18 protein-coding genes are annotated in these 22,981 nt (G+C 66.0%); 10 read left to right on the plus strand and 8 right to left on the minus strand.

Annotated features, from left to right (window positions below):
• The first annotated feature begins 45 nt into the window (after positions 1-45).
• Together ACZZZD_RS10115 and ACZZZD_RS10120 are read left to right on the plus strand one after the other, a co-directional pair.
• Entirely contained in the window at positions 46-1,941 is a 1,896-nt protein-coding gene (locus ACZZZD_RS10115; RefSeq protein ID WP_463434757.1) for a M2 family metallopeptidase, read from the plus strand.
• 121 nt (positions 1,942-2,062) lie between these two features.
• Positions 2,063-4,033 (plus strand): ubiquitin-activating E1 FCCH domain-containing protein, encoded by a 1,971-nt coding sequence (locus tag ACZZZD_RS10120; RefSeq protein WP_463434759.1) that lies wholly within the window; start codon positions 2,063-2,065, stop codon positions 4,031-4,033.
• Between the two features lie 4 nt (positions 4,034-4,037).
• Here the strand turns inward: ACZZZD_RS10120 and ACZZZD_RS10125 are convergent, their stop codons facing one another.
• Positions 4,038-4,949, minus strand: coding sequence for an isopenicillin N synthase family dioxygenase (locus tag ACZZZD_RS10125; protein ID WP_463436116.1), 912 nt, complete (start codon positions 4,947-4,949; stop codon positions 4,038-4,040).
• 222 nt (positions 4,950-5,171) lie between these two features.
• Between ACZZZD_RS10125 and ACZZZD_RS10130 the strand changes: the two genes are divergently transcribed.
• Entirely contained in the window at positions 5,172-5,846 is a 675-nt protein-coding gene (locus ACZZZD_RS10130) for an OmpA family protein (protein ID WP_463434761.1), read from the plus strand.
• A 141-nt stretch (positions 5,847-5,987) separates the two neighbouring features.
• A complete protein-coding gene (locus ACZZZD_RS10135; RefSeq protein WP_463434763.1) occupies positions 5,988-6,158 on the plus strand; it encodes a hypothetical protein in 171 nt (56 codons plus the stop codon).
• Between the two features lie 135 nt (positions 6,159-6,293).
• On the opposite strand, the gene ACZZZD_RS10140 is transcribed toward ACZZZD_RS10135, so the two are convergent.
• The 3 genes from ACZZZD_RS10140 to ACZZZD_RS10150 form a co-directional block, all read right to left on the minus strand.
• Entirely contained in the window at positions 6,294-7,451 is a 1,158-nt protein-coding gene (locus ACZZZD_RS10140; protein WP_463436118.1) for an outer membrane beta-barrel protein, read from the minus strand.
• 237 nt (positions 7,452-7,688) lie between these two features.
• A complete protein-coding gene (locus tag ACZZZD_RS10145; protein WP_463434765.1) occupies positions 7,689-8,168 on the minus strand; it encodes a MaoC family dehydratase in 480 nt (159 codons plus the stop codon).
• 62 nt (positions 8,169-8,230) lie between these two features.
• A complete protein-coding gene (locus ACZZZD_RS10150) occupies positions 8,231-9,211 on the minus strand; it encodes a threonine ammonia-lyase (RefSeq protein WP_463434766.1) in 981 nt (326 codons plus the stop codon).
• Between the two features lie 57 nt (positions 9,212-9,268).
• On the opposite strand from ACZZZD_RS10150, the gene glpK reads away from it, so the two are divergent.
• Both glpK and ACZZZD_RS10160 read left to right on the plus strand, forming a co-directional pair.
• Positions 9,269-10,765, plus strand: a complete 1,497-nt coding sequence (glpK, locus tag ACZZZD_RS10155; protein WP_463434767.1) for a glycerol kinase GlpK — start codon at positions 9,269-9,271, stop codon at positions 10,763-10,765.
• Positions 10,766-10,812: 47 nt separating this feature from the next.
• Positions 10,813-11,889, plus strand: coding sequence for a phosphotransferase family protein (locus tag ACZZZD_RS10160; RefSeq protein WP_463434768.1), 1,077 nt, complete (start codon positions 10,813-10,815; stop codon positions 11,887-11,889).
• Here the strand turns inward: ACZZZD_RS10160 and ACZZZD_RS10165 are convergent.
• The 4 genes from ACZZZD_RS10165 to ACZZZD_RS10180 all read right to left on the minus strand — a co-directional run bounded on the left by ACZZZD_RS10165 (position 11,886) and on the right by ACZZZD_RS10180 (position 18,175).
• The gene (locus ACZZZD_RS10165) at positions 11,886-12,641 is read right to left on the minus strand and encodes a DUF1223 domain-containing protein (protein ID WP_463434770.1); all 756 of its coding nucleotides are present in this window, start codon (positions 12,639-12,641) and stop codon (positions 11,886-11,888) included. The two genes, ACZZZD_RS10160 and ACZZZD_RS10165, sit on opposite strands and share 4 nt — an antisense overlap.
• 67 nt (positions 12,642-12,708) lie before the next feature.
• A complete protein-coding gene (locus ACZZZD_RS10170) occupies positions 12,709-14,961 on the minus strand; it encodes a prolyl oligopeptidase family serine peptidase (RefSeq protein ID WP_463434772.1) in 2,253 nt (750 codons plus the stop codon).
• A 160-nt stretch (positions 14,962-15,121) separates the two neighbouring features.
• Positions 15,122-17,296, minus strand: coding sequence for a prolyl oligopeptidase family serine peptidase (locus tag ACZZZD_RS10175; protein ID WP_463434774.1), 2,175 nt, complete (start codon positions 17,294-17,296; stop codon positions 15,122-15,124).
• Between the two features lie 81 nt (positions 17,297-17,377).
• Entirely contained in the window at positions 17,378-18,175 is a 798-nt protein-coding gene (locus ACZZZD_RS10180; RefSeq protein WP_135194245.1) for a potassium channel family protein, read from the minus strand.
• A 142-nt stretch (positions 18,176-18,317) separates the two neighbouring features.
• Here ACZZZD_RS10180 and dapF point away from each other — a divergent pair, with 142 nt between their 5' ends.
• From dapF to ACZZZD_RS10200, 4 genes are all read left to right on the plus strand, one after another.
• A complete protein-coding gene (dapF, locus tag ACZZZD_RS10185; RefSeq protein ID WP_463434777.1) occupies positions 18,318-19,148 on the plus strand; it encodes a diaminopimelate epimerase in 831 nt (276 codons plus the stop codon).
• Positions 19,149-19,359: 211 nt separating this feature from the next.
• Positions 19,360-21,690, plus strand: coding sequence for an NADP-dependent malic enzyme (locus tag ACZZZD_RS10190; RefSeq protein ID WP_463434779.1), 2,331 nt, complete (start codon positions 19,360-19,362; stop codon positions 21,688-21,690).
• On the plus strand, positions 21,687-22,559 hold the full coding sequence (gene rsmI, locus ACZZZD_RS10195) for a 16S rRNA (cytidine(1402)-2'-O)-methyltransferase (protein WP_463434780.1): 873 nt from the start codon (positions 21,687-21,689) through the stop codon (positions 22,557-22,559). Before ACZZZD_RS10190 ends, rsmI begins: the two co-directional genes overlap by 4 nt.
• Entirely contained in the window at positions 22,556-22,969 is a 414-nt protein-coding gene (locus tag ACZZZD_RS10200) for a YraN family protein (protein WP_463434782.1), read from the plus strand. Before rsmI ends, ACZZZD_RS10200 begins: the two co-directional genes overlap by 4 nt.
• Positions 22,970-22,981: the final 12 nt, after the last annotated feature.

Genomic DNA, 22,981 nt, shown 5'->3' on the forward strand with positions numbered 1-22,981 from the left:
GCGACGCCTGATCTCTCCTGCCCGCGCTGTTCCAGGAGATCCACCATGAAGCGTCAGATGATGACCGCCGTCGCGGTCTGCGCCCTCGCCTTCGCCGCCGGTTGCGCCAGCACTAGCGAGCCCGTCACTGGCGCCCAAGGGGCCGAACAGACGGCCTCCACCGCACCTGCGCCGCCCGCGACTGGCGTCAGGGCCGACTATCCGATCACCGCCGAGGGCGCGACCGCCTTCGTCGCCGACGCCGAGGCGAAATGGGCCGAGGTCAGCGAATATGTCGCCCGCATCCAGTGGGCGCGCGCCACCAACATCACCTTCGACACCATGTGGCTGGAATCCAGGGCCAACGCCGAGGCGACCGAGCTTCAGGTCCAGCTGGCCAATCAGGCGGCGAAGTTCAACGACGTCCAGGTCGATCCCGTCGTGCGCCGCAAGCTGAACCTGCTGCGGCTCAGCCTGGTCCTGCCCGCACCCAACCGCCCCGGCGCGGCCGACGAGCTGGCTCAAATCACCACGCGGCTGGACTCGACCTATTCGACCGGCAAGTTCGATTTTAAGGGCCGTCAGATCACGCTGGACGACGCCTCGCTGATCCTGGCCGACAGCCGCGATCCAGAAGAAACCAAGGCGCTGTACGAAGGCTGGCGCACCATTTCGCCGGTCATGCGAGACGACTACGCCCGCATGGTCGAGATCGCCAACGAAGGCTCGCGCGAGCTCGGCTTCGCCGACACCGGCGCCCTGTGGCGTTCGGGCTACGACATGCCGGCCGACGATTTCGCCGCCGAGACCGACCGGCTGTGGGCCCAGGTGAAGCCCTTCTACGAGAACCTGCACTGCTATGTGCGCGCTCGGCTGAACGCCAAGTACGGCGATGCGGTCCAGCCCGACCATGGCCCGATCCGCGCCGACCTACTGGGCAACATGTGGTCCCAGCAGTGGGGCAATATCTACGACGTGGTCGCCCCGGCGCTCGGCGGCGCCTCCAGCTACGACCTGACCGAACTGCTGAAGACCGCCGATTACGACGCCACGAAGATGGTCAAGACGGGCGAGGGCTTCTACGTCTCGATGGGCCTCGATCCCCTGCCCCAGACCTTCTGGGAACGCAGCCAGATCACCCGTCCGCGCGACCGCGAAGTCGTCTGCCACGCCTCGGCCTGGGACTTGGACAACGCCGACGATATCCGCATCAAGATGTGCACCAACGTCAACGGCGACGACTTCTACACCGTCCACCATGAGCTGGGTCACAACTACTATCAGCGCGCCTACAAGAACCAGCCGATGCTGTTCCGCAACGGGGCCAACGACGGCTTCCACGAGGCCATCGGCGACTTCGTTGGCCTGTCGGCGCTGACGCCCACCTATCTGAATCAGATCGGCCTGTTGCAGAACACGCCGGGCGCGGAAGAGGACATTCCCTTCCTGCTGAAGATGGCGTTGGACAAGATCGCCTTTCTGCCCTTCGGCCTGATGGTCGACCGCTGGCGTTGGGACGTCTTCTCGGGCGAGACGGCGACGGCCGCCTACAACACGGCCTGGACCGCCGACATGCTGCAATACCAGGGTCTGGTCCCGCCCGGACCGCGTCCGGCCAATGCCTTCGATCCGGGCGCAAAATACCATGTGCCGGGCAACACGCCGTATACGCGTTACTTCCTGGCCGCGATTTATCAGTTCCAGTTCCAGCGGGCGGCCTGCAAACAAGCGGGCTGGACCGGGCCGCTGCACCGCTGCTCGGTCTACGGGAACAAGGAAGTCGGCGAGCGTTTCAACGCCATGCTGCAGATGGGCCAGTCCCAGCCCTGGCAGGAGGCGATGAAGGCCTTCACCGGCGACGACGGCAACGACGCCTCGGCCATCGCCGACTATTTCGCGCCGCTGAACGTGTGGCTGGAAGAGCAGAACCGCGGCCATCAGTGCGGCTGGAGCGCGGCCTAAGCCCGACAAGGCTTTGGGGCGGGTTAACCGTTCCCTTTGAGGCTTCCCTTAACCGCCGGATGGCAAACTGAGCGCTATTCGGGCGGTACTGGGCGATCTGCGCCCTCGGGGAATGGTCATCGTGAAGACTTCCACTCTGATCGGTAAAACGGTCCAGGGCCTACGCCAATTGACGGCGCGGCTAGCGTCCCATCGCGGCGGCAATGTCGCGTTGATCTTCGCCTTGGTCATGCCGGCTCTGGTTCTGATCATCCTGGGCGGGATCGACATCAGCCGCATCACGACCGAGAAGGCCCGCGTGCAGGACGCGCTGGATGCCGCTGCACTGGCCGCCGCGCGGTCATCCTACACGGCATCGGATGACCTCAGGGACGTGGCCTTGGTGACGTTGAGGGCCAACCTTCGCAACGCCTCAATGGAACCGTTCGCCGACACTGATCTGAAAATCGAACTGTCGCCCAATCAGGTGGTGATCGCCGACCTGAGGATCCAGGTGAAGACCCTGGTCGCCAACATCATCCTGCCCCCCTACGGCCAGCTTCTGGACAAGACTCTCCCAGTCGACGTCCACTCGGAGGTCAATCGGTCATCGAAGGACGTCGAAGTCGCCTTGGTGCTGGACGTCACAGGGTCGATGAGAGGCGCGCGGATCGCCAGCCTCAAGGATGCAGCGCGTAAACTGGTCGAGATCGTCGTGCAGGAAAAGCAGTCGCCCTACTATTCCCGCATGGCGATTATTCCGTATTCGTCGGGGGTAAATCTAAACGCAAGCGCCGACGGGCTTGGCGATTACCGCAGTAGCGGGCGGGGAGCGCCCGTCGGTCCTAAGACGATTTCCGGCGCCTCTTGGGCCTTGGGCGCAGCCAAGACAATCACCGCTGTGACCCGCGCCAATACTGGATACGTCACCGCCAATGGTCATGGCTTCCAAAACGGACAATTTGTGGGGATCAAGGGCGTTGAGGGCATGACCCAGTTGAACGGCAAAGCCTATCGCGTCGCCAATGCGTCAACCGACACGTTCTCGCTTGAAGCCTGGAACGGTTCGACCTGGCAGCGCGTCAACACGTCTAATTACAACCAATATGGTCGGCGGGGGTCGGTTCAGCGTTGCCAACTGTCGGATTGCACAATCGTGATCACCGCCAATGGCCACGGGCTTCGCGCTACAGACGCGGCGACGAACTTCCCAGGCACCGTCTACATCGCGGACGTGCGTGGCATGACCCAGATCAACAAGGGATTCGAGATCGCCAACGTCACGGCGAACACATATTCCATCAATCTGATCGGGCTTGATGTTGACCCTTACACGTCGGGCGGAAAATCCTACTGCGGTGCCGACGGTTGCGACTATCGCGTGTACCGAAATGTAAATGGGGCCCTGCTCTCCTATCCCCTCAGCGAGTGCGCAACCGAACGTGTCGGTTCTGATAGGTACAAGGATGTCAGCGCCGCAGATTCGCACGTAGGGCGTCTCTATCCCAGCGGTTCGGGCGACGACATGTGCACGCGATCTCCCATCCTGCCTTTGACGCACGATCGCGCAGACATGTACGATCTGATCGGAACGTCAGCGATTGTTTCAAGCGGACTTCAGGCTGGAGGGTTCACCGCAGGCCAGATTGGCCTGGCGTGGGGCTGGTACGCGGTCTCCCCCAGCTTCAAAAGTTTCTGGCCGACGGCGCCCGCTGACTACAATCCTCGCAAGACTTTGAAAGCCGTGATCCTGATGACCGACGGCGAGTTCAACATGTCTCATTGTTCAGGGGTCATGGCTCGCAATGCAGACACGAACAGCAGCACTCGCATCGCGTGCGACGCACCCAATGGCAAGCCGTTTGCTCAGGCCCTCGCATTGTGCAATGCCATGAAGGCCGTCGGGGGGGACACGCCTGCAATCACCATCTACACGGTCGGCTTCAGCGTGAGTACAAACCGTGGCGGCGCCGGTATCGACACAGCCAGAGAGTTGCTTGAAAACTGCGCCAGCTCCACCAGCCAAGCGTTCTTCCCCACCAGCGGCGATGACCTCGAAAAATCCTTCGCAGACATCGGCCGCGACATTACCCGACTACGTATTTCCCGCTGACGCTTTAAAGCAGTCGGATTTCGCGCAGGCGTTCGGTCAGATAATCCTCGGCCAGAATGGTCTTGCCGGCATAGCGGTCGGGATTGTCGGGCGTGATGGCGCTGGGCAGGGTCTCGATGGGGAAGTCGGGATTGAAGTGCAGGAAGAAGGGCGTCGAATAGCGGGCGAAGCCGCGACGCTCAGCCGCCGGGTTGACCACGCGGTGGGTCGTTGACGGCAGGACGTGGTTGGTCAGGCGCTGCAGCATGTCGCCGATGTTGACGACCAGGGCGCCGGGCGGGGGTGCGATGTCCAGCCAGCTGCCATCCTTTTCTCTTAGCTGAAGCCCGGCCTCTTCAGCGCCCAGCAGCAGGGTGATGACGTTGATGTCCTCGTGCGCGCCGGCGCGCACGCCCGGCGCATCGGCGGGCACCGGCGGATAATGCAGCATCCGCAAGACGCTGTTGCCCATCTCGACCTTGTCCGCGAAGAAGTCGTCGTCCAACTTCAGATAGCGGGCGATGGCGCGCAGGATCTTGGCGCCCAGGGCGTCCAGGTCCTCGAACATGCCATAGAGGTGCGGCTTGAAGCCCTCGATCTCGATGGGCCAGACGTTGTCGCGCATGTAGCGGCGATAAGGGTGATCCTGCGGCAGTTCGCGGCCGACGTGCCAGAACTCCTTCAGGTCCACCGTCTTGGCGTCCTTGGCGGCTTCGACCCCGAACGGCGTCAGGCCGCGCGCGCCGCCCGTGCCCGGCTGGTGATACTGGCGCTTCACGTCTTCCGGCAGGGCGAAGAAGGCCTTGGCGTCGTCGATGGCGGCGGCGATGCGGGTCTCGTCCAGACCATGGTCGGCGAGGACGGCGAACCCGTAGCGGGAAAACGATGCGCCCAGGGCGTCGCTGAACGCCTGAAAATCGGCGTCGTATTGGGTCATCGAGACCGGTGTGATGGCGCGGCCGGCGGGGCTGTCGTTCAGGGTCGTGCTCACGGACGTCCTCGATCTGGGAATGTGCGGCGGTTCCCATACGCCTAATCCACGCCCTTGTCAGTTCATCGTCGAATGGGTCGTCAAGGCCGTTCACGCGCCGTACAGCTTGGAACCTTCACAGTAAGCATACGTTTCCGCGCCAGATCACATTCACGAGGAGAACATTCCATGCGCGCCAAGATCATCGTCGCCAGCGTTTCGATCGCCGCCCTGCTGGGCGCTGCCGCCTGCACCACGACCGACCCCTATCGCTCCGGCCCCGTCCGCAACAACACTGGAACCGGCGCCATCGCCGGCGCCTTGGGCGGTGCGCTCCTGGGCTATCTGACCAACACCTCGAACGGCGAGCAGGGCCGCAAGAACGCCCTGATCGGCGCCGGCGTCGGCGCCTTGGGCGGCGCGGCCGTGGGCCAGTATATGGATCGCCAGCAACGGGCGATGGAGGCTGAACTGTCCGGCTCCGGCGTCGGTGTCGCGCGCCAGGGCGATGTGCTGGTTCTGCGGATGCCGTCGGACGTGACCTTCGCCACCAACCAGTCCTCGATCGATCCCCGCTTCCTGCCCGTCCTCGACGACGTGGCGCGTGTGCTGCAGCAGTACGACCAATCGACCGTGGACGTGATCGGCCATACCGATTCCTCCGGCGGCGATGCGATCAACCAGCCGCTGTCGGAGCGCCGCGCCGGCAGCGTCGCTTCCGAACTGGTGCGTCGTGGCGTGATCGCCCAGCGCCTCTATGTCGCCGGCAACAGCGCGCGCAATCCGATTGCGTCGAATGCTACGGCGGAAGGCAAGGCGCAGAATCGCCGCGTGGAAATCCTGATCCGCCCGTTCACCGGCTGATCGACGGCTTTCTCTCAAGTCCTAGAGACGGGCGGCGTCGCGAGGCGTCGCCCTTTTTGTTGTTCAATCACAGGCTTCGTGATTTGCGCGCAGTCGCACACCATGGTTCTCGACCTCATCTGATCAGGGAATGATGCAGTGATGCCTGAGGATCGGGAGTTCGGGCAGAGCCTGAAGCTGGTCGCAATCGCGGTGATCAGCGCCGTCCTGACGGCGACCCTCGTCATCGGCGCCGGCCAAGCGCTTCTGCGCAACTCCGAACCGATCGTCGCTCCAGAAGCGACCGTCGGCTTGCACGCATCTGTCGACTGACGCTGCCACCCTGATCCTGAAGACCTCCGGCAAAGAAAAACGCCGCCTCCTTTCGGAAGCGGCGTTCTGTCTTTCGACGACTTCGACATCCGAAGGTCGGCCCGGAGATAAGTCCGGGCCGACCCCTCAGAGGTCTTAGAAGTTGATGTCGATGGTCGCGCGGCGGTTGAGCGGTTCGCGCACACCGTCGGCGGTCGGCTTGGCCAGGTTGGTTTCGCCCTTGCCGTCGAGGGCGATGACGCCGCCGTTGACGCCTGCAGCAACCAGCGAGTCCGCGACGGTGCGCGAACGGCGGTTGGACAGACCCAGGTTATAGGCGGCCGAACCCGAGGTGTCGGTGTAACCGACGATCACGACGCGCGTCGGACGACCCGACTTGGCGTAGTTGGCGGCCTGCGTCACCACCGAACGGGCTTCCGCCGTCAGGTCCGAGCGATCCCAGTCGAAGTAGACCACGAACTGGCGAGCGACCGGGGTCTGAGCGACCGGCGGCGGGGGCGGCGGGGGCGGAGGAGGCGGCGGGGGCGGAGGCGGCGGGGGAGGCGGCGGCGGCGGCGCATCTTCCGCACCGAAGCTGTAGCGCAGACCCAGGGTCACGGTGTGCGACTGATCGTAGTCGCCGTCCCATTCGCCGAACGGCGTCGCGCCGACGCCCGTGCCGACCGTCGATGAGGCGAACGAAGCGTCGCCCGTCAGATAGCGGTAGGTCAGATCGACATTGGCGCGGTCGCCGATGGCCCAAGCCAGACCGGCGATCGCCTGAGCGGCGAACTTGGTCGAGTCGTCGTCGATGGCGAAAGTGGCGCCGCGGTTGCCGCGCAGGTTGCCGATCGTCTGGGTGCGGACTTGGTTCACACCGGCGCCCAGGCCGACGAACGGACGGATGCCCCAGGCTTCGTAGCCGAAGTCATAGAGGACGTTCGCCATCAGGGTGTAAGATTCGATGTCACCTTCAGGCGAGAAGCAACCGCCCGTCGCCGGGGTGAAGTTGCAGAGGCCCTGCGTGCCCGACACGGCGCGGACGGTGCCGATGTCGCCCGAGCGGTAGCCGCCTTCGAGTTCAACGCGCCAGTTGGGATTGAAGCGGTAGCCGAGACGGGCGAACGCCGCCCAGCCGTCGTTCACTTCATAGTTCCAGTTGGCGCCCGTCGTCGACGACTCGGCGTTGATGTCGTCGATCATGTGGTAACCGGCGTCGATCGCGCCGTACCAGCCGTTCGGTTCTGCCGACGCAGCACCAGCCGACAGGGCCAGGGCGGCCGCTGCGCTGGAGGCCAGCACGAAAGTCTTCATACGCATAGGGGGTGGCCCTCCGCCTTTGTTATAGTAGGGGCGGGTCTACCGCCTAAGCGGGTCTTATCAGCCTTGCTGTGGAAGGTCGAGGCGGAAACGTGACCACACACGCTGCACAATCGCACACCGTGGCGTTGATGATACAGGTAATTTTGGCGTCGTGGCTACGAATTGTTAAGATTCAGCCGTTCGCTCGTCACAATCGACGAACGTGCGGACAATAACCCATCCGAGCAATCACGCCGGCGGTATGTCGGCGCGTCGCGCCTGCGTCACCTGCATTCCTAACCATTCAGCGATCAAGGCCGGTTTGTCGCCGCCTTCGATCTCGACGGTCAGTTCATGTTTCAACAGCCAGCGTCCGTCGCCCCTGTTCTCAGCCGCCAGCAACTTGAACCTTCCGCGAATGCGCGATCCGGCCGGGACCGGCGTCAGGAATCGCAACTTGTCGAAGCCGTAGTTGACGCCCATCACCACCCCGTCCAACGGCGCGACCGCGTCATAACTCATGGCCGAGGCCAGGCTCAGTGTCAGGAAACCATGGGCGATGGTTCCGCCGAACGGCGTCGCCTTGGCGGCCTCGGGATCGACATGGATGAACTGGTGATCCTCGGTGCAGTCGGCGAAGGCGTCGATACGCGCTTGGGTGACCTCAAACCATTTGGACACCCCGAGCTCTTGGCCGATCAGTCCCTGAAGTTCACTGGCCTTGGTCATCGCGTCCTTCCTCTTTTGCTTTGAGGCGAGGTTGGCCGACCGGCGCGCCGAATGAAAGCCCCTCAGCCGCCGAACCGACCTTCGATGATCTCGGCATACAAGGTCGGATCGACATTGCCGCCCGACAGGATGATCGCCGTCGTCAGCCCTTGCGTCCCGATTTTTCCGGCCAGCATGGCGGCCAGCGAAACCGCGCCGCCAGGCTCGATGACCAGTTTCAGGTGACGGAAGGCGAAGCGCATGGCCTCGGCCACCTCCGCGTCGGACACGGTGATGGCGCCCGCCAGCCGCCGGTTGATCGGCCAGGTCAGGACGCCCGGTATCGGCGACATCAGGGCGTCGCAGATCGACGGCGCGCCCTGTGGATGCCCGACCCGCTCGCCCGCCGCCAACGACCGCGCCGTGTCGTCGAACGCTTCGGGTTCGACCACGAACACCTGGGTCGCTGCGCTGCGTTCGGCCATGACCAGATTGACCCCGGCCATCAATCCGCCGCCCGAAGCGCCGCACAGCATCTGGTCGAAAGGCGCGTCGGCCTGATCCAGAATTTCAAGCGCGACCGTCCCCTGTCCCTCGATGATGAAGGGATCGTCGAACGGGGGGACCAGGATGGATCCCCGCTCGGCGGCGATGGCGGCGCCGATCGCCTCGCGGCTTTCGGTCCAGCGGTCATAGAAGCGCACCTCGCCGCCGAAACCGATCACCCCCTCGACCTTCACCTTGGGCGAGTCCGACGGCATGACGATGATGGCGGGCGTGGCCAGGAGGGCGGCGGCGGCAGCCACCCCTTGCGCATGGTTGCCGGACGAGAAGGCGACCACGCCGCGCGCCTTCTCGTCATCCGTTAGCCGGCTGATGCGGTTGTAGGCGCCGCGGAACTTGAAGGCGCCGGCCCGCTGCAGGTTCTCCGCCTTCATCTGGACCCGCCCGCCGACCACGGCGTTCAAGGCGGGGCTTTCGAGCAGCGGCGTACGAACGGCGACGCCGTCGATCTGGCGGGCGGCGTCGAGGACGCCTTCATAGCTGGGCAGGTGCGTCGTCATATGCTCCCCTTAGCCCAAGGTCCGAGCGCCGCGTAAGGCGTCCAAGGGAGAAACGTCTTGAGCCTCATACTCGCCATCGACCAGGGCACGACCTCGACGCGGGCCATCGCTTTCGAAGTCCGCGACCAGGATTTGCGCCCCATCGCCGTCAGCCAGATCGAACTGGCGCAGCACTTTCCCAAATCCGGCTGGGTCGAGCATGATGCGGCCGAAATCTGGACCGCGACCCTCCAGACCTGCCGCGAGGTGGTGCGCAAGGCGGGCGGCGTCGCCCGTTTCGCCGCCATCGGCATCACCAATCAGCGCGAGACGGCGGTGATCTGGGACGCCGCGACCAGCGAGCCTTTGCACCGCGCCATTGTCTGGCAGGACCGCCGCACCGCCGACGTCACCGCTCGCCTGACCGCCGAGGGCCATGAACCCAAGGTCCAGGCCACGACCGGCCTGATCCTGGATCCCTATTTCTCGGCGACAAAGTTCGCCTGGCTGCTGGACGCCGTGCCGGGATCGCGCGAGCGGGCGGCGAAGGGTGAGGTCAAGCTGGGCACGATCGACGCCTGGCTGATCTGCAAACTGACCTGCAGCCGGGTCCACGCCACCGATGCGACCAATGCCGCTCGCACAGCCCTGATGGATCTGAAGACGGTCGAATGGCGCGACGACCTGTGCGCCCTGTTCGACGTCCCACGCGAGGCTCTGCCCGTCATCGTCCCTTGCGCCGGCGTCATCGGCGAGACCGATCCGGCGCTGTTCGGACGCCCTCTGCCCATCGCCGGATCGGCCGGCGATCAGCAGGCGGCCCTGGTCGGCCACGGCGCGCTGAAGGCCGGCGACGCCAAGATCACCTATGGCACCGGCGCCTTCCTGGTCGCCAATGTCGGCGCAGAGCCCGTCGCCTCGACGCGCCGGTTGCTGGGCACGCTGGGATACCGGGCCGACGGCCAGACCGCCTATGCGCTGGAGGGGTCGATCTTCTCGGCCGGATCGGCGATCCAGTGGCTGAGGGACGGGGTCAAGCTGATCTCGGAATCGCGTCAGTCCGAAGCGATGGCGCAGGAACTGCCCGACAACGGCGGGGTCTATATGGTGCCCGGCTTCACCGGCCTGGGCGCGCCCTGGTGGGAGCCGGAGGCGCGCGGGACCGTGGTCGGGCTAACGCGGGATTCCGGTCCTGCCCATTTCGTCCGCGCGGCGCTGGAGGCTTTGGCCTATCAGACGCGGGATCTGCTGGACGCCTTGGCCCAGGACGGTGCCCCGCCGCTGAAGACGCTGAAGGTGGACGGCGGCGTCACCGCCAACAGTTTCGCCATGCAGTTCGTCGCCGACATCTGCGAGGTCGAGGTCGAACGCCCGGCCTTCCAGGAGATGACCGCCCTGGGCGCCGCGCGCCTGGCCGCCTTGGGCGTCGGCCTGCTGCCCGATCTGGAGGCCCGCCCGGCGGAGGCGCCCGCCTGCTGGAAACCGCGCATGAAGACTGACGAGCGCGAGCGTCTGCTTTCCGGCTGGCGCCGCGCCGTGAAGGCCGCCATCATCGCCGCGCCGGACCGGGCCTAAGATCCGGGCGGCTCAAAGGAAACACCAAAGAACTGACTGGGCCGCCCATGACCGACGCCTCTTCCCTCGACGCCCAGACTGCGTTTTCCGGCACGCGCGAGGTCGATCCCCGCTACCGGCTGGACGAGGCGGCGCTGGACGCCTGGATGGCCGCCCATGTCGCGGGCTACGCAGGCCCGCTAGCGGTGCGCCAGTTCAAGGGCGGCCAGTCGAACCCGACTTATGAGCTGACCACGCCCACAGCCGCCTATGTCCTGCGGCGCAAACCGCCGGGCATCCTGTTGCCCAGCGCCCACGCCGTGGACCGCGAGTTCCAGGTCATCTCCGCCCTCGCCGCCCAAGGCTTCCCGGTGGCGAAACCCCACGCCCTGTGCCTGGACGAAGCCGTCATCGGCTCGATCTTCTATGTGATGGACAAGGTCGAGGGGCGGATTTTCTGGGACCTGAAACTGCCCGGCCTGTCACCCGCCGAACGCCGCGCCGTCTATGAAGCCCAGACGGATACTCTGGCCCGGCTGCACGCCTTCGATCCCGCCGCCATCGGCCTGGGCGACTACGGCAAGGCCGGCAACTATTTCGCCCGCCAGGTCGGCCGCTGGACCAAACAGTACCGCGCCTCTGAGACCGAACCTGTCGCCGCCATGGACCAACTGATCGCCTTCCTGCCCGACAGCCTGCCGCCGGAGGGACCGAGCCGCATCGTCCACGGCGACTTCCGTCTCGACAACATGATCCTGACCCCGGACAGGGCCGAGGTCCGCGCTGTGCTGGACTGGGAGCTGTCGACCCTGGGCGATCCGATGGCCGACTTCTCCTATCTGCTGATCGCCTGGGCCATTCCGGCGTCCTTGCGTAACGGCCTCGCCGGCGCCGATCTGGAGGCCTTGGGCATCCCGTCCGTCGAGGAGACCGTCGAACGCTACGCCGCCGCCACGGGAATGCGGCCCGCCAATCTGGAATGGCTCTACGCCTACAACCTGTTCCGTCTGGCGGCCATCTGCCAAGGCATCGCGGGCCGCGTCCGCGACGGCACCGCCGCCAGCGCCCACGCCAAGACTATGGCCGCCCAGGTCGGCCCGCTGAGCGACGCGGCCTGGGGGTTCGCGAAAAAGGCCGGCGCCTAATCTTTGACGGCGGCGCCGAGAATGCGTTTGTCGGTCTTGCCCTGGACCAGCACCACCACCGCCTCGCCGGAGCGGGCGGGGGGCAGGACGTAGAGCATGGGGCGGCCGCGCCATTCGCCCAGGCGGGTCACGCCGCGTACGACGTTCATGTGCCGCACGGCCTGGCCACGGTTCTCGCCCTGGCGGACTTCGACGACCTGAGGGCCGGGCGTATAGGTCACCGCCACCACCTCGGCGCCGCCGACGGGGGCGCGGCCCGAGCCGACGCCGACGCCGTTTCCGTTCTCGCGGAACTCGATCTGGGGCGGCCAGGCCTGGCGAACGGCTTCCTGGCCGATGGCGGTTTCAAGCTCAAAGCTGCGGGCGCCCGACACCTGACGACGGCCGTCGATCACCACCTGGGGCGTGGAGACGCCGCGCTGATGCAGGGCGGCGCGATAAGCGCGCTGGCGCTGAACGAACTCGGGCCGGGCGAAGGTGTCGGTCCAGCCCAGATAGTCCCAGTAATCGACGCCATAGGTCAGGGCGATGACGCCCGGCTGGGCCGCCGCCTTCTCGACCGCCGCATTGGCCTCGATGCAGCCGCCGCAGCCTTGGGCGGTGAACAGTTCGACCACCACCGGCGGGCCGTTGGCCGCGGCGTGACGCGGCGCGAGCGGCGGACGGCCGGCAGCCGGTTGGGCCGCCGAGGCGACGGACACAAGGGCGCCCGCCATGACCGTGCCCGCGATGATCCAGCCCTTGGTGTTCATGGCGTCGTTCTTACCCCAGGCCCGATGCGGAACGCCTCATAATCGCGTGACTTACTTTTCCTCAGCTTCAATCCATCAGCTGTTGCGACAGATAGACATAGTGACGCGCCCAGCGGCGGGCGTTGGCCACCGGGTCGGCGTCGTTGGAGTGACCGCCGGCGGTGTCCTCGTAGTAGAGATGGTCGTGGCCCTGATCCCCCAGGCGGGCGGCGAACTTGCGTGCATGGCCGGGATGGACCCGGTCGTCGCGAGTGTTGGTGGTCAGATAGACGCGCGGATAGGCCACGTCGGGGCGGAGCTGCTGGTAAGCCGAATATCGGGCGATCCAAGCTGCTTCTTCCGGGATGCGCGGGTCGCCGTATTCGCCAATCCACGAGGCGCCGGCCGGCAGCTCGTGATAGCGCAGCATGTCCACGAGCGGGCTCTCGATCACCGCCGCGTTGAACAGTTCGGGATGCTGGGTGATCGACACGCTGGTCAGAACCCCGCCGTTCGAGCGGCCATAGATGCCCAGGCGACGCGGGCTGGTGACGCCCCGCTGTTCCAGATCGCGCGCCACGGCGGCGAAGTCGTCGAAGGCCTTCTGGCGATTTCCGTCCAGCGCCGCCTGGTGCCAATCCGGCCCGAACTCGCCCCCGCCGCGGATGTTGGCCTGAACGAAGACGCCGGCCCGCTCCAGCCAGAGCTTGCCCATCTCGGGCTTGTAGGCCGGGTTCAGACTGACCTGGAAACCGCCGTAGCCCAGCATGATGGTCGGGTTCGACCCGTCCAGCTTCATGTCGCGCGGGCGGGTGATGAAATAGGGAATTTTCGTCCCGTCGGTCGAGGTCGCCTCATACTGCTCGGTCACGTCGCGCGAGGCGTCGAACTTGGCCGGCGCCGACTTCAGCGTGGTCAGGGTCGCCGCATCCGCATCGGCCAGGCTGAGGGTCGGCGGAACGAGGAAGCCCTGGGTCGAGACGAAGACCTCGCCCCGCGACTTGGACGAGTCGCCCAAGCCGACCGCGAGGTTGTCGGGCACGGCGATGTCCGTGCGCGGCCATCCCCATTCGCCTCGATCCAAGAAGACCGACGCACGCCCCCGAACATTGTCGGTGTACGAAACAATCACCCTGTCTGACATTACGCGCACGTCGCCTATCGCTTGCCGCGGGTTGGGCGAGAATATTAAAGGCGCGGCGTTACTTACAACAATCTCGCCCTCGGGCAGCGGTTGAAGTAACTCCAGATGAACAGAGAGAAGGTCACCCCCCTTGAATGGCTCGCGATCTTGCAGACTCCAGTTTTCCTCAGGAGAGAAAATCAGAGCGTCGTCCAGCACGCCATAGATCGATACCCGCGCTGGCAACTGGAGCCGAACCGTGCCGCCGTCAGGCGCCAACTGCCACGTCTCTGACCGGAAGGTGTCCAGCGGGCGGGTGATGATCACCGCCGTGACCTTGCCGTCCTTGTCGCGATAGACGGCCGGGCTGACGCCGTAGCCGCCATCGCCCTGTTCGCCGCGATAGACCTCGGTCGCCTGGGCCAGGGCCTGTCCGCGCTTCAATGTCTTGACGATGAAGGGATAGCCGGACTCGGTCATGGTCCCGGCGCCGAAGTCGGTGGCGACCAGAAGCGTGTCGCGGTCCAGCCATTCGATGCGGTGCTTGCCCTCGGGCAAGTTGAACCCGGCGTCCACGAAGCGTTTGGTGGTCAGGTCGAACTCGCGCACGACCACCGCATCCTTGCCGCCGTCGGACAGGTTGATCAGGCAGCGCGTCTCGTCGGGCGCCAGGCAGTCTGCGCCCTTGAACACCCAGTCCTTGCCCTCGGCCTTGGACAGGGCGTCGATGTCCAGCAGCGTCTCCCACTTGGGCGTCGCGGTGCGGTAGCTGTCCAGCGTCGTGCGGCGCCAGACGCCCTTGGGGTTGGTCGCGTCCTGCCAGAAGTTGCCCACGCCGTCGCCCAGGAAGCTGGGCGTGGGAATGCGATCGGTTGCGGTCAGGATGGCTTCGGCTTCGGCGCGGAAGGTCTCGTAGCGCGGGTCGCCGGTCAGGACGGCGAGGGATTTTCGGTTCTCCTCGGCGACGAAGGCCATGGCCTGCGCCCCATCGACCTGTTCCAACGCCAGATGATCGTCGGCGGCTGCGACGCCTGCAGGGGTCAGGTCGTGCGGGAAGTGTGGAGGGTGGAGTTGCGTCGTCAACGCTGCGCCATCTGGCCCAGAACAGTCATAACAGACCGGCTTGTCTTTCGCCGCAGCAGTCGACGTCTGTGCGAGCACGGGCGTCGCCCCCATCAGAAGGGCCGGAATGGAGGCGGACAGGATCAGGTGACGCATTCGAAAACTCCGCAAACTAATCCTCCTCCGCATCGCGGGGGAGGGGAACCGCCGCAGGCGGTGGAAGGGGCGGAACCAGACAGGGTGCATGGGGTCGCCCCTCCACCACTTCGTGGTCCCCCTCCCCCGTTCGCAAGCGCTCACGGGGGAGGATTGAACGCTATTCCTGCGCCGGCGTGTCCATCAGTCGGCGCGACAGATAGGTGTATTCCAGCGCCAGGCGGCGCGCGGTCTCGCGCAGGTTCGCCCCGGCCGCATGGCCGCCATCGACGTTCTCGTAGAACAGCACCGGATAGCCCAGCTCTTCCAGACGCGCCGCCGCCTTGCGGGCATGGCCCGGATGGACGCGGTCGTCCTTGGTCGAGGTGTGGATGAAGACTTCCGGGTAGGGCTGGCCCGCGCGCAGGTTCTGATACGGCGAATATTGCTCGATCCAGGCGCGCTGTTCGGGGATGTCGGGGTTGCCGTATTCGCCGATCCACGAGGCGCCGGCCAGCAGCTTGTGGAAGCGCAACATGTCGAACAGGGGCACCTGGATGACGGCGGCGTTTATCAGATCCGGCCGCTGGGTCAGCATCGCCCCCATGAACAGGCCGCCTTGCGAGCCGCCCATGATGCCCAGCTTGGGCTGGCTGGTGATGTTGCGCTGGGTCAGGTCCAGGGCCACGGCCTGGAAGTCTTCATGCGCGCGCTGGCGGTTCTGCTGCAGGGCCGCCTCGTGCCAGCGTGGGCCGAATTCGCCCCCGCCGCGCGTATTGGCGATGACATAGACCCCGCCACGCTCCAGCCACAGCTTGCCGACCGTCGCCGAATAGCCGGGCAGCAGCGAGCTTTCGAACCCGCCGTAGCCGTACAGCAGGGTCGGGTTCGAGCCGTCCAGCGGCATGTCCGCCTTATGCACCACGAAATAGGGGATCATCGTGCCGTCGGCCGAGCGGGCCTCGTGCTGGTCCACCGTCATGCCGGCGGCGTCGAACTTGGCCGGCATGGACTTGACCTGATCGACCGCGCCGGTCGCCGCATCGGCCAGCCACAGGCTGGACGGGTTCAGATAGCCGGTGACGCTGACGAAGACCTTGTCGTCCTTCTCGGAGGCCGAGCCGATGCCGACCGAGACGTTCTGTGGCAGGTCCAGCGTCGTGTGCGCCCACTCGCCTTCACCGGGAGTGTAAACGCGCACCGACCCGCGCACATTGTCATACAGGGCGACGACCAGACGATTGCGCGTGACGTTGACGCCCTCGATCGCCTGACGCTCGGTCGGGCGCAGCACCAGTTGGGCCGGGGTCGCCGGATCGGCCAGCCAGGCCTCCAGCGGCCAGGCGATCAGGTCGCCGGTCTTGAAATCCTGACCCGACGGCGCGGTCCAGCCCTGTTTCAGCGACACCAGCAGTCGGCCGTCCACCAGGCCGGTGATATCGGACTTGGCCGGCAACTGAAGCTGGGTCAGGGCGCCGTCGTCGGTCAGCCGCCAGGTCTCGGACGAATAGAAGTCCACCGAACGGTTGATCAGCGTCGCCTTCACCACCCCGTCGGCGTCGCGCAGCGTATAGCCGGACACGGCAACATCGGTTGACTTGCCGGTGAACAGGGTCTCTGCCTGATCCAGGCCCTGACCGCGTTTCATCCGCTTGACCACCATCGGATAGCCCGAGTCCGTCAGGGTGCCGGGGCCGAAGTCGCGCGAGATCAGCAGGGTGTCCTTGTCGATCCACGAGGCTCCGCCCTTGGATTCCGGCAGGACGATGCCGCCCTCGACGAACTTGCGCTCGACGCTGTCGAACTCGCGCAGCGTCACCGCATCCTTGCCGCCGTTCGACAGGCTGAGCAGACAATAGCGTTCTTCGGGCGCCAGGCAGGTCGCGCCTTTATAGACCCAGTTCTGGCCCTCGGCCGCCGCCAGGGCGTCGATGTCCAGGATGGTCTCCCATTCCGGCGTCGCGGTGCGATAGCTGTCCAGCGTGGTCCGGCGCCAGACGCCGCGCACGTGCTGGGCATCCTGCCAGAAGTTGTCGATATGGCCGTCGTGGGTGAAGCCGGGCGAGGGGATGCGGTCCTGGGCCTGGACGATCTCCAGCGCCTGCTGATGCAGCGGCTCGTAACGCGCATCGCCCTGCAGCACGGCGAAGGTGCGGTCGTTGTGGGCCTTGACCCATTCCATCGCCCGCTCGCCTTCGACCTCCTCCAGCCACAGGTAGGGATCGGTCGCGTCGCTGGTCGCGAAGCCGCCAGAAACGGGGGCGGAAGAAGAGGCAGGAGTCTGGGCCATGGATACCGAGGTCAGGCTGGTGGAGGCGAGAAGGGCCGCGAGCGCGACGGCGGAAGAACGGATCATGGACAGTCCCCGAAAACGACGCCGGCACCTTAGCGGCAAGACCTCGGGCGGCAAGCGCGCCGCCCGAAGCTTACGGCTTTGTCATGATCCTTCATCAGGGATGCAGAGCAGATTGCCGCAGGCCTTGCAGTGGACGGCGTCCTGATCGTGCGTCTGCAGGCCGCAGCGCTCGCACGGATAGCGCACCTTGTGTGGCTTGATCAGGGCCTGGGCCAGACGCAGGAACAGCGTGATCCCTACCAGCATGACGGCGATCGACAACAGCCGCCCCCAAGGGCCGGGCAGCGTCACGTCGCCGAAGCCTGTCGTCGTCAGAGTCGCCACGGTGAAATACAGGGCGTCGACGTAGCCGGAAATGCCGTCGTGGCCTCTGAACGTCGCATAGACGAAGCCGGTCGCCACGAAGACGAAGGTGATCAGGTTGGCCAGGGCGCGCGCGATCCCCTCGACCCGCGTATCGTCGAATCGAGCCCCGATGGTTCGCCAGAAAAAATCCGAGTTCAACAAGGTCCACAGCCGCAACATCCGCAGGAAGCCCAGGTTGAACAGCCAGGCCGGGAACAGCAGGGTCGCCAGCACAAACAGATCGACCCAGACGATGGGCCGCTTCAGCCAGTCCTTGATGTCGGCATAGGCATAGGCGCGCGCGGCGAGGTCCAACGCCAGAACGGTGGCGATCAGATAGTCCAGCGCATAGAAGGCCCAACCCATATTCTTCAGGATCGGCGCCGCCAGGAAGAAGGCGATGATGGCCAGGTCGATCACGATGACCGTCAGCCGGAACCGCACCGCCGGAGGCTGCGAGCCATGATACAGATAGCGCAGCCGCGCCCGCAGGCGCAGGCCGTCCTGCCGGGATTCGGTGTCGGTCTGAGACAAATCAACCTTCCGCTCGCCCGGGCGAAGCCGAGCTTGGTGCACCGGGCACTCAACCGCTTACGGCTCGGCATGTCCAACGGTTCCAACACAGCGAACCGAGCGGGAGATTTCGCGAACCGCGCGCGCGGCCTATATGGCCTGCATGACACGTCCTTTCGTCAAGATGAACGGCGCCGGCAATGACTTCGTCGTCGTGAATGCGCTGGAACAGCCGTTCGCTCCCAATGAGGACCAGATTCGCGCGCTGGGCGACCGCGAGACCGGCGAGGGGTTCGACCAGTTGATCGCCATCGAACGGTCAGAAACGGCCGACGCCTTCATGCGGGTCTGGAACGCCGACGGCTCGATGGTGGAGACCTGCGGCAACGCCCTGCGCTGCGTCGGCTGGCTGTTGATGCAGGCCAATGGCGCGGACCGCGTCGTGATCGATACGGCAGGCGGCCCGACCACCGCCACCCGCGCCGGCGACCACCGCGTGACCGTGGATATGGGCAAGCCTCGGCTGGAATGGACCCAGGTGCCGCTGGCCGAGGAGATGGACACGCGCGGGATCGAGCTTCAGGTCGGTCCCATCGACGCGCCGATCCTGCACACGCCGGGCGCCGTCTCCATGGGCAATCCGCACGTGGTCTTCTTCACCGACCGCCAGGATGATGGATTCGTCACCGGATCAGGCTCGCTGGTCGAGCATCACCCGCTGTTCCCGCAGGGGGTCAATGTCGGTTTCGCAAACGTGCTGGGCCGCGACCACATTCGCCTGCGGGTCTGGGAGCGCGGGGCCGGCCTGACCAAGGCCTGCGGCACCGGCGCCTGCGCCGCCCTGGTCGCGACGGCCCGGCGAGGCTTGACCGATCGCAAGGCGACCGTGGTCGTGGACGGCGGCGAACTGGTCATCGACTGGGATGCTGAGAGCGATCACGTCCTGATGACCGGGCCGGTCGAGATCGAGCGCACGGGCGTGTTGGCGATCTGAACACCGGCCGTTTTGCGGAAAACCGCACCCAGCCATTCCGTCGGGTCACCTTTTCCGCACAGCCGTTGAGACTGCTGCGGCCGTGACAGCCCTCGCGTCCTGATGCTGCGGGATAGGGCCGGATAGGGCGTCGGCGGTTGTCCCTTACCGCCCGCCGCTTTAGGAACAGACAAGCCAATCAGAAACGACGCGCCCGGAAACGCCCAAAGTCATGCCCGATCAGACCGAAAAACAGACCTTCTCCGACCAGGAGGCCCTGGATTTCCACCGCCTTCCCACGCCGGGCAAGATCTCCATGGCGCCGACAAAGCCGATGGCGACCCAACGCGACCTGTCGCTGGCCTATTCCCCGGGCGTGGCCGTGCCGGTGCTGGCCATCGCCGCTGATGCGGACAAGGCTTACGACTACACCTCCAAGGGCAATCTGGTCGCCGTGATCTCGAACGGCACCGCCATCCTGGGCCTGGGCAACCTGGGCCACATGGCCTCCAAGCCGGTAATGGAAGGCAAGTCGGTCCTGTTCAAACGGTTCGCCGACGTCGACAGCTTCGATGTCGAGGTCAAGACCACCGACCCGGACGAGTTCATCACCGTCGTCAAGAATATCGGCGACACCTGGGGCGGCATCAATCTGGAAGACATCAAGTCCCCGGAATGTTTCGTCATCGAGAGCGAACTTCAGGACCTGCTGGACATCCCCGTCTTCCACGACGACCAGCACGGGACGGCCATCATCTCGACCGCCGGCCTGATCAACGCCTGCCATGTGGCGGGCAAGAAACTGGATGAGGTCAAGGTCGTGCTGGCGGGCGCCGGCGCGGCGGGCCTGTCCTCCATCGCGCTGATGAAGGCGGCGGGCGTCAAGGCCGAGAACACCGTGATCTGCGACCGCGACGGCGTGGTCTACAAGGGTCGCGACCACGGCATGGACCAGTGGAAGGCCGCCCACGCGACCGCCACGCCGCTGCGCACCCTGGCCGAGGCCATGGTCGGCGCGGACGTGGTGCTGGGCCTGTCCGCCAAGGGCGCGATCACCAAGGAGATGGTGGCGTCGATGGCCCCCAATCCGATCATCTTCGCCATGGCCAACCCCGATCCCGAGATCACGCCCGAGGACGTCCAGTCGGTGCGGTCGGACGCCATCATCGCCACCGGTCGCTCGGACTATGTGAACCAGGTCAACAACGTCCTGGCCTTCCCCTATCTGTTCCGGGGCGCGCTGGACGTGCGGGCGCGCCGCGTGAACCACGAAATGAAGATCGCCTGCGCCCAGGCCCTGGCCGCTCTGGCGCGCGAAGACGTGCCGGACGAGGTCGCCGCCGCCTATCGCGGGCGCAAGCTGAAGTTCGGGCCGGACTATATCATCCCGACCCCGTTCGACCCGCGCCTGATCTGGTACATCCCTCCCTTCATCGCCCAGGCGGCGATGGATACCGGCGTGGCCCGCGTCCAGATCGAGGACATGGACGCCTACCGCAACGCCCTGCGCTCGCGCGTCGATCCGTCCGCCGCCCTGATGCAGAAGATCAGCTCGGCCGTGCGCGGCGGGCCGAACAAGCGCGTCGTCTTCGCCGAGGGTGAAGAACCCGCCGTCATCCGCGCCGCCTGGGGCTTCAAACAGGCCGATCTTGGCACGCCGATCCTGGTCGGGCGTGAGGACCTGATCCGTCAGAACGCCGCCGAGGCGGGTCTGAACTTCGACGAACTGGGAATCGAGATCATCAACGCCCGCGTCTCGGACCACAATGTCGAGGACACCGACTGGCTGTACGAAAAGCTGCAACGTCGGGGTTATCTGCGCCGCGACGTACAGCGGATGATCAATCAGGACCGAAACTATTTCGCCGCCACCCTGGTCGCCAAGGGCCGGGCCGACGCCATGGTCGCGGGCGTGACCCGCAACTTCAACATGGCGCTGAAGGAGGTCCAGCGCGTGCTGGACGTCGAGGACACGCTGATCGGCCTGTCGATCCTTCTGGCCAAGGGCCGGACCCTGTTCGTCGCCGACACCACCATCCACGAACTGCCCAACGCCGAAGAACTGGCCGACATCGCCGTCAAGGCGGCCGAGACGGTGCGCAAGCTGGGCCGTAACCCACGCGTGGCCTTCCTGTCCTATTCGACCTTCGGCAACCCGCCCGGCGACCGCGCCGAAAAGGTGCGCGAGGCGATCCGCATTCTGGACAAGAAGGGCGTCGACTTCGAATACGAGGGCGAAATGCCGCCGGAAGTCGCCCTGGATCCCAAGGGTCACCCGGCCTACGCCTTCAACCGCCTGACCAAGCCCGCCAACATCCTGGTCATGCCCGCCATCCATTCGGCCGCCATCTCGACCAAACTGGTCCAGGCCCTGGGCGGCGCGACCGTGATCGGCCCGCTGCTGGTCGGTCTGGAGAAGCCGGTGCAGATTGTCTCGCTGGGCGCCTCGGTCAGCGAGATCATCACCGCCGCCACCTTCGCCGCCTATGACGCTGGTCCCGCCTTCCAGGGGTCGGGCCTGACCTCGGCGCCGCGCCCGCCGGCGGCCGTGGTCGAGCGTTGAGCAAAACCTCGCCCTTTCCACCCGCCGCCCCGCCGCCCCGGCGGGTGGAGCCGGGCCTATATCTGGTCGCCACGCCGATCGGAAATCTGCGCGACATGACGTTGCGGGCGCTGGACGTACTGGCCGCTGCCGATCTGGTGCTGGCAGAGGACACCCGCGTCACCGCCAAACTGCTGGCGGCCTATGGGCTGAAGGCGAAGCTGGAACGCTGCGACGATCACGCGTCGGGCCGCGCCGCCGAACAGGCCATCGCCCGCCTACGCGAAGGCCAGGTCGTGGCCCTGGTGTCCGATGCGGGCACGCCCCTGGTCAGCGACCCGGGCTTCGTCGTCGCCCGTGCGGTCATCGCCGAGGGCCTGCCCGTCCATCCGATCCCCGGTCCGTCCAGCCTGCTGGCGGCCCTGTGCATCGCCGGCCTGCCCGCCGACCGGGTGCTGTTCTCCGGCTTCCTGCCTCCCAAGACCGCCGGTCGCACCGCTGCGCTGGAGGCCTTGAAGGGTCAGCGCCAGACCCTGGTCTTCTTCGAAAGCGGGCCGCGCCTGAAGGACAGCCTGACCGACATGGCCGCCGTGCTGGGTCCGCGCCCTGCCGCCGTCGCCCGCGAACTGACCAAACTCTATGAAGAGTGCGTGCGCGGAACGCTGGACGAACTGGCTGTCGATCCGCGCCTGGACGGCCCCAAGGGCGAGATCGTCGTGGTCGTCGGCCCCGGCGAAGAGGTTCAGGCGACCGAGGCCGATGCGGACGCCGCCCTGATCGACGCCTTGCAGAACTTGTCGACCGGCGACGCCGCCTCGGAGGTCGCCAAGGCCCTGGGGCTGAACCGCAAGACCCTCTATCGCCGCGCCCTGGAGCTAAAGGGCAAGTGAGCCCGCGTCTACCTCGGCCCGCGCCGGTCCGTCGCCCCAAGGCGGCGTGGCGTCAGGCGAAGGGCGGGGCGGCGTTCAAGGCCGGGCACGCCGCCGAATGGATCGCGGCGCTTTGGCTGATGATGCGCGGCTATCGGGTGCTGGGCTTTCGCCTCAAGAGCCGGGCCGGCGAGATCGATCTGCTGGTCTGTCGCGGGCCGGTGCTGGCCGTGGTCGAGGTCAAGCGCCGCGCGACGATGGAGGCGGCGATGCTGGCGTTGAAACCCGACCAGCACGACCGGCTGATCGCGGCGGGCGAGGCGATCCGGCGCAATCGGCCGGGGCTGCAACGTCTTGATTTGAGAATTGATATGGTGGCGCTGGCTCCGTGGCGCGTTCCACGTCATCTTCGCAACGTCGAAAGGCGCTGACGAAGGGATCGC

This window comes from Brevundimonas sp. AC546 (assembly GCF_979258305.1).

Coding starts and splice junctions, on each gene's coding strand:
- ACZZZD_RS10190 (WP_463434779.1), top strand. CDS start 19,360: ATGCCCGATCAGACCGAAAAACAGACCTTCTCCGACCAGGAGGCCCTG.
- ACZZZD_RS10175 (WP_463434774.1), bottom strand. CDS start 17,296: ATGATCCGTTCTTCCGCCGTCGCGCTCGCGGCCCTTCTCGCCTCCACC.
- ACZZZD_RS10160 (WP_463434768.1), top strand. CDS start 10,813: ATGACCGACGCCTCTTCCCTCGACGCCCAGACTGCGTTTTCCGGCACG.
- ACZZZD_RS10150 (WP_463434766.1), bottom strand. CDS start 9,211: ATGACGACGCACCTGCCCAGCTATGAAGGCGTCCTCGACGCCGCCCGC.
- ACZZZD_RS10145 (WP_463434765.1), bottom strand. CDS start 8,168: ATGACCAAGGCCAGTGAACTTCAGGGACTGATCGGCCAAGAGCTCGGG.
- ACZZZD_RS10130 (WP_463434761.1), top strand. CDS start 5,172: ATGCGCGCCAAGATCATCGTCGCCAGCGTTTCGATCGCCGCCCTGCTG.
- ACZZZD_RS10115 (WP_463434757.1), top strand. CDS start 46: ATGAAGCGTCAGATGATGACCGCCGTCGCGGTCTGCGCCCTCGCCTTC.
- ACZZZD_RS10140 (WP_463436118.1), bottom strand. CDS start 7,451: ATGAAGACTTTCGTGCTGGCCTCCAGCGCAGCGGCCGCCCTGGCCCTG.
- ACZZZD_RS10165 (WP_463434770.1), bottom strand. CDS start 12,641: ATGAACACCAAGGGCTGGATCATCGCGGGCACGGTCATGGCGGGCGCC.
- dapF (WP_463434777.1), top strand. CDS start 18,318: ATGACACGTCCTTTCGTCAAGATGAACGGCGCCGGCAATGACTTCGTC.
- ACZZZD_RS10170 (WP_463434772.1), bottom strand. CDS start 14,961: ATGCGTCACCTGATCCTGTCCGCCTCCATTCCGGCCCTTCTGATGGGG.
- ACZZZD_RS10125 (WP_463436116.1), bottom strand. CDS start 4,949: ATGACCCAATACGACGCCGATTTTCAGGCGTTCAGCGACGCCCTGGGC.
- ACZZZD_RS10135 (WP_463434763.1), top strand. CDS start 5,988: ATGCCTGAGGATCGGGAGTTCGGGCAGAGCCTGAAGCTGGTCGCAATC.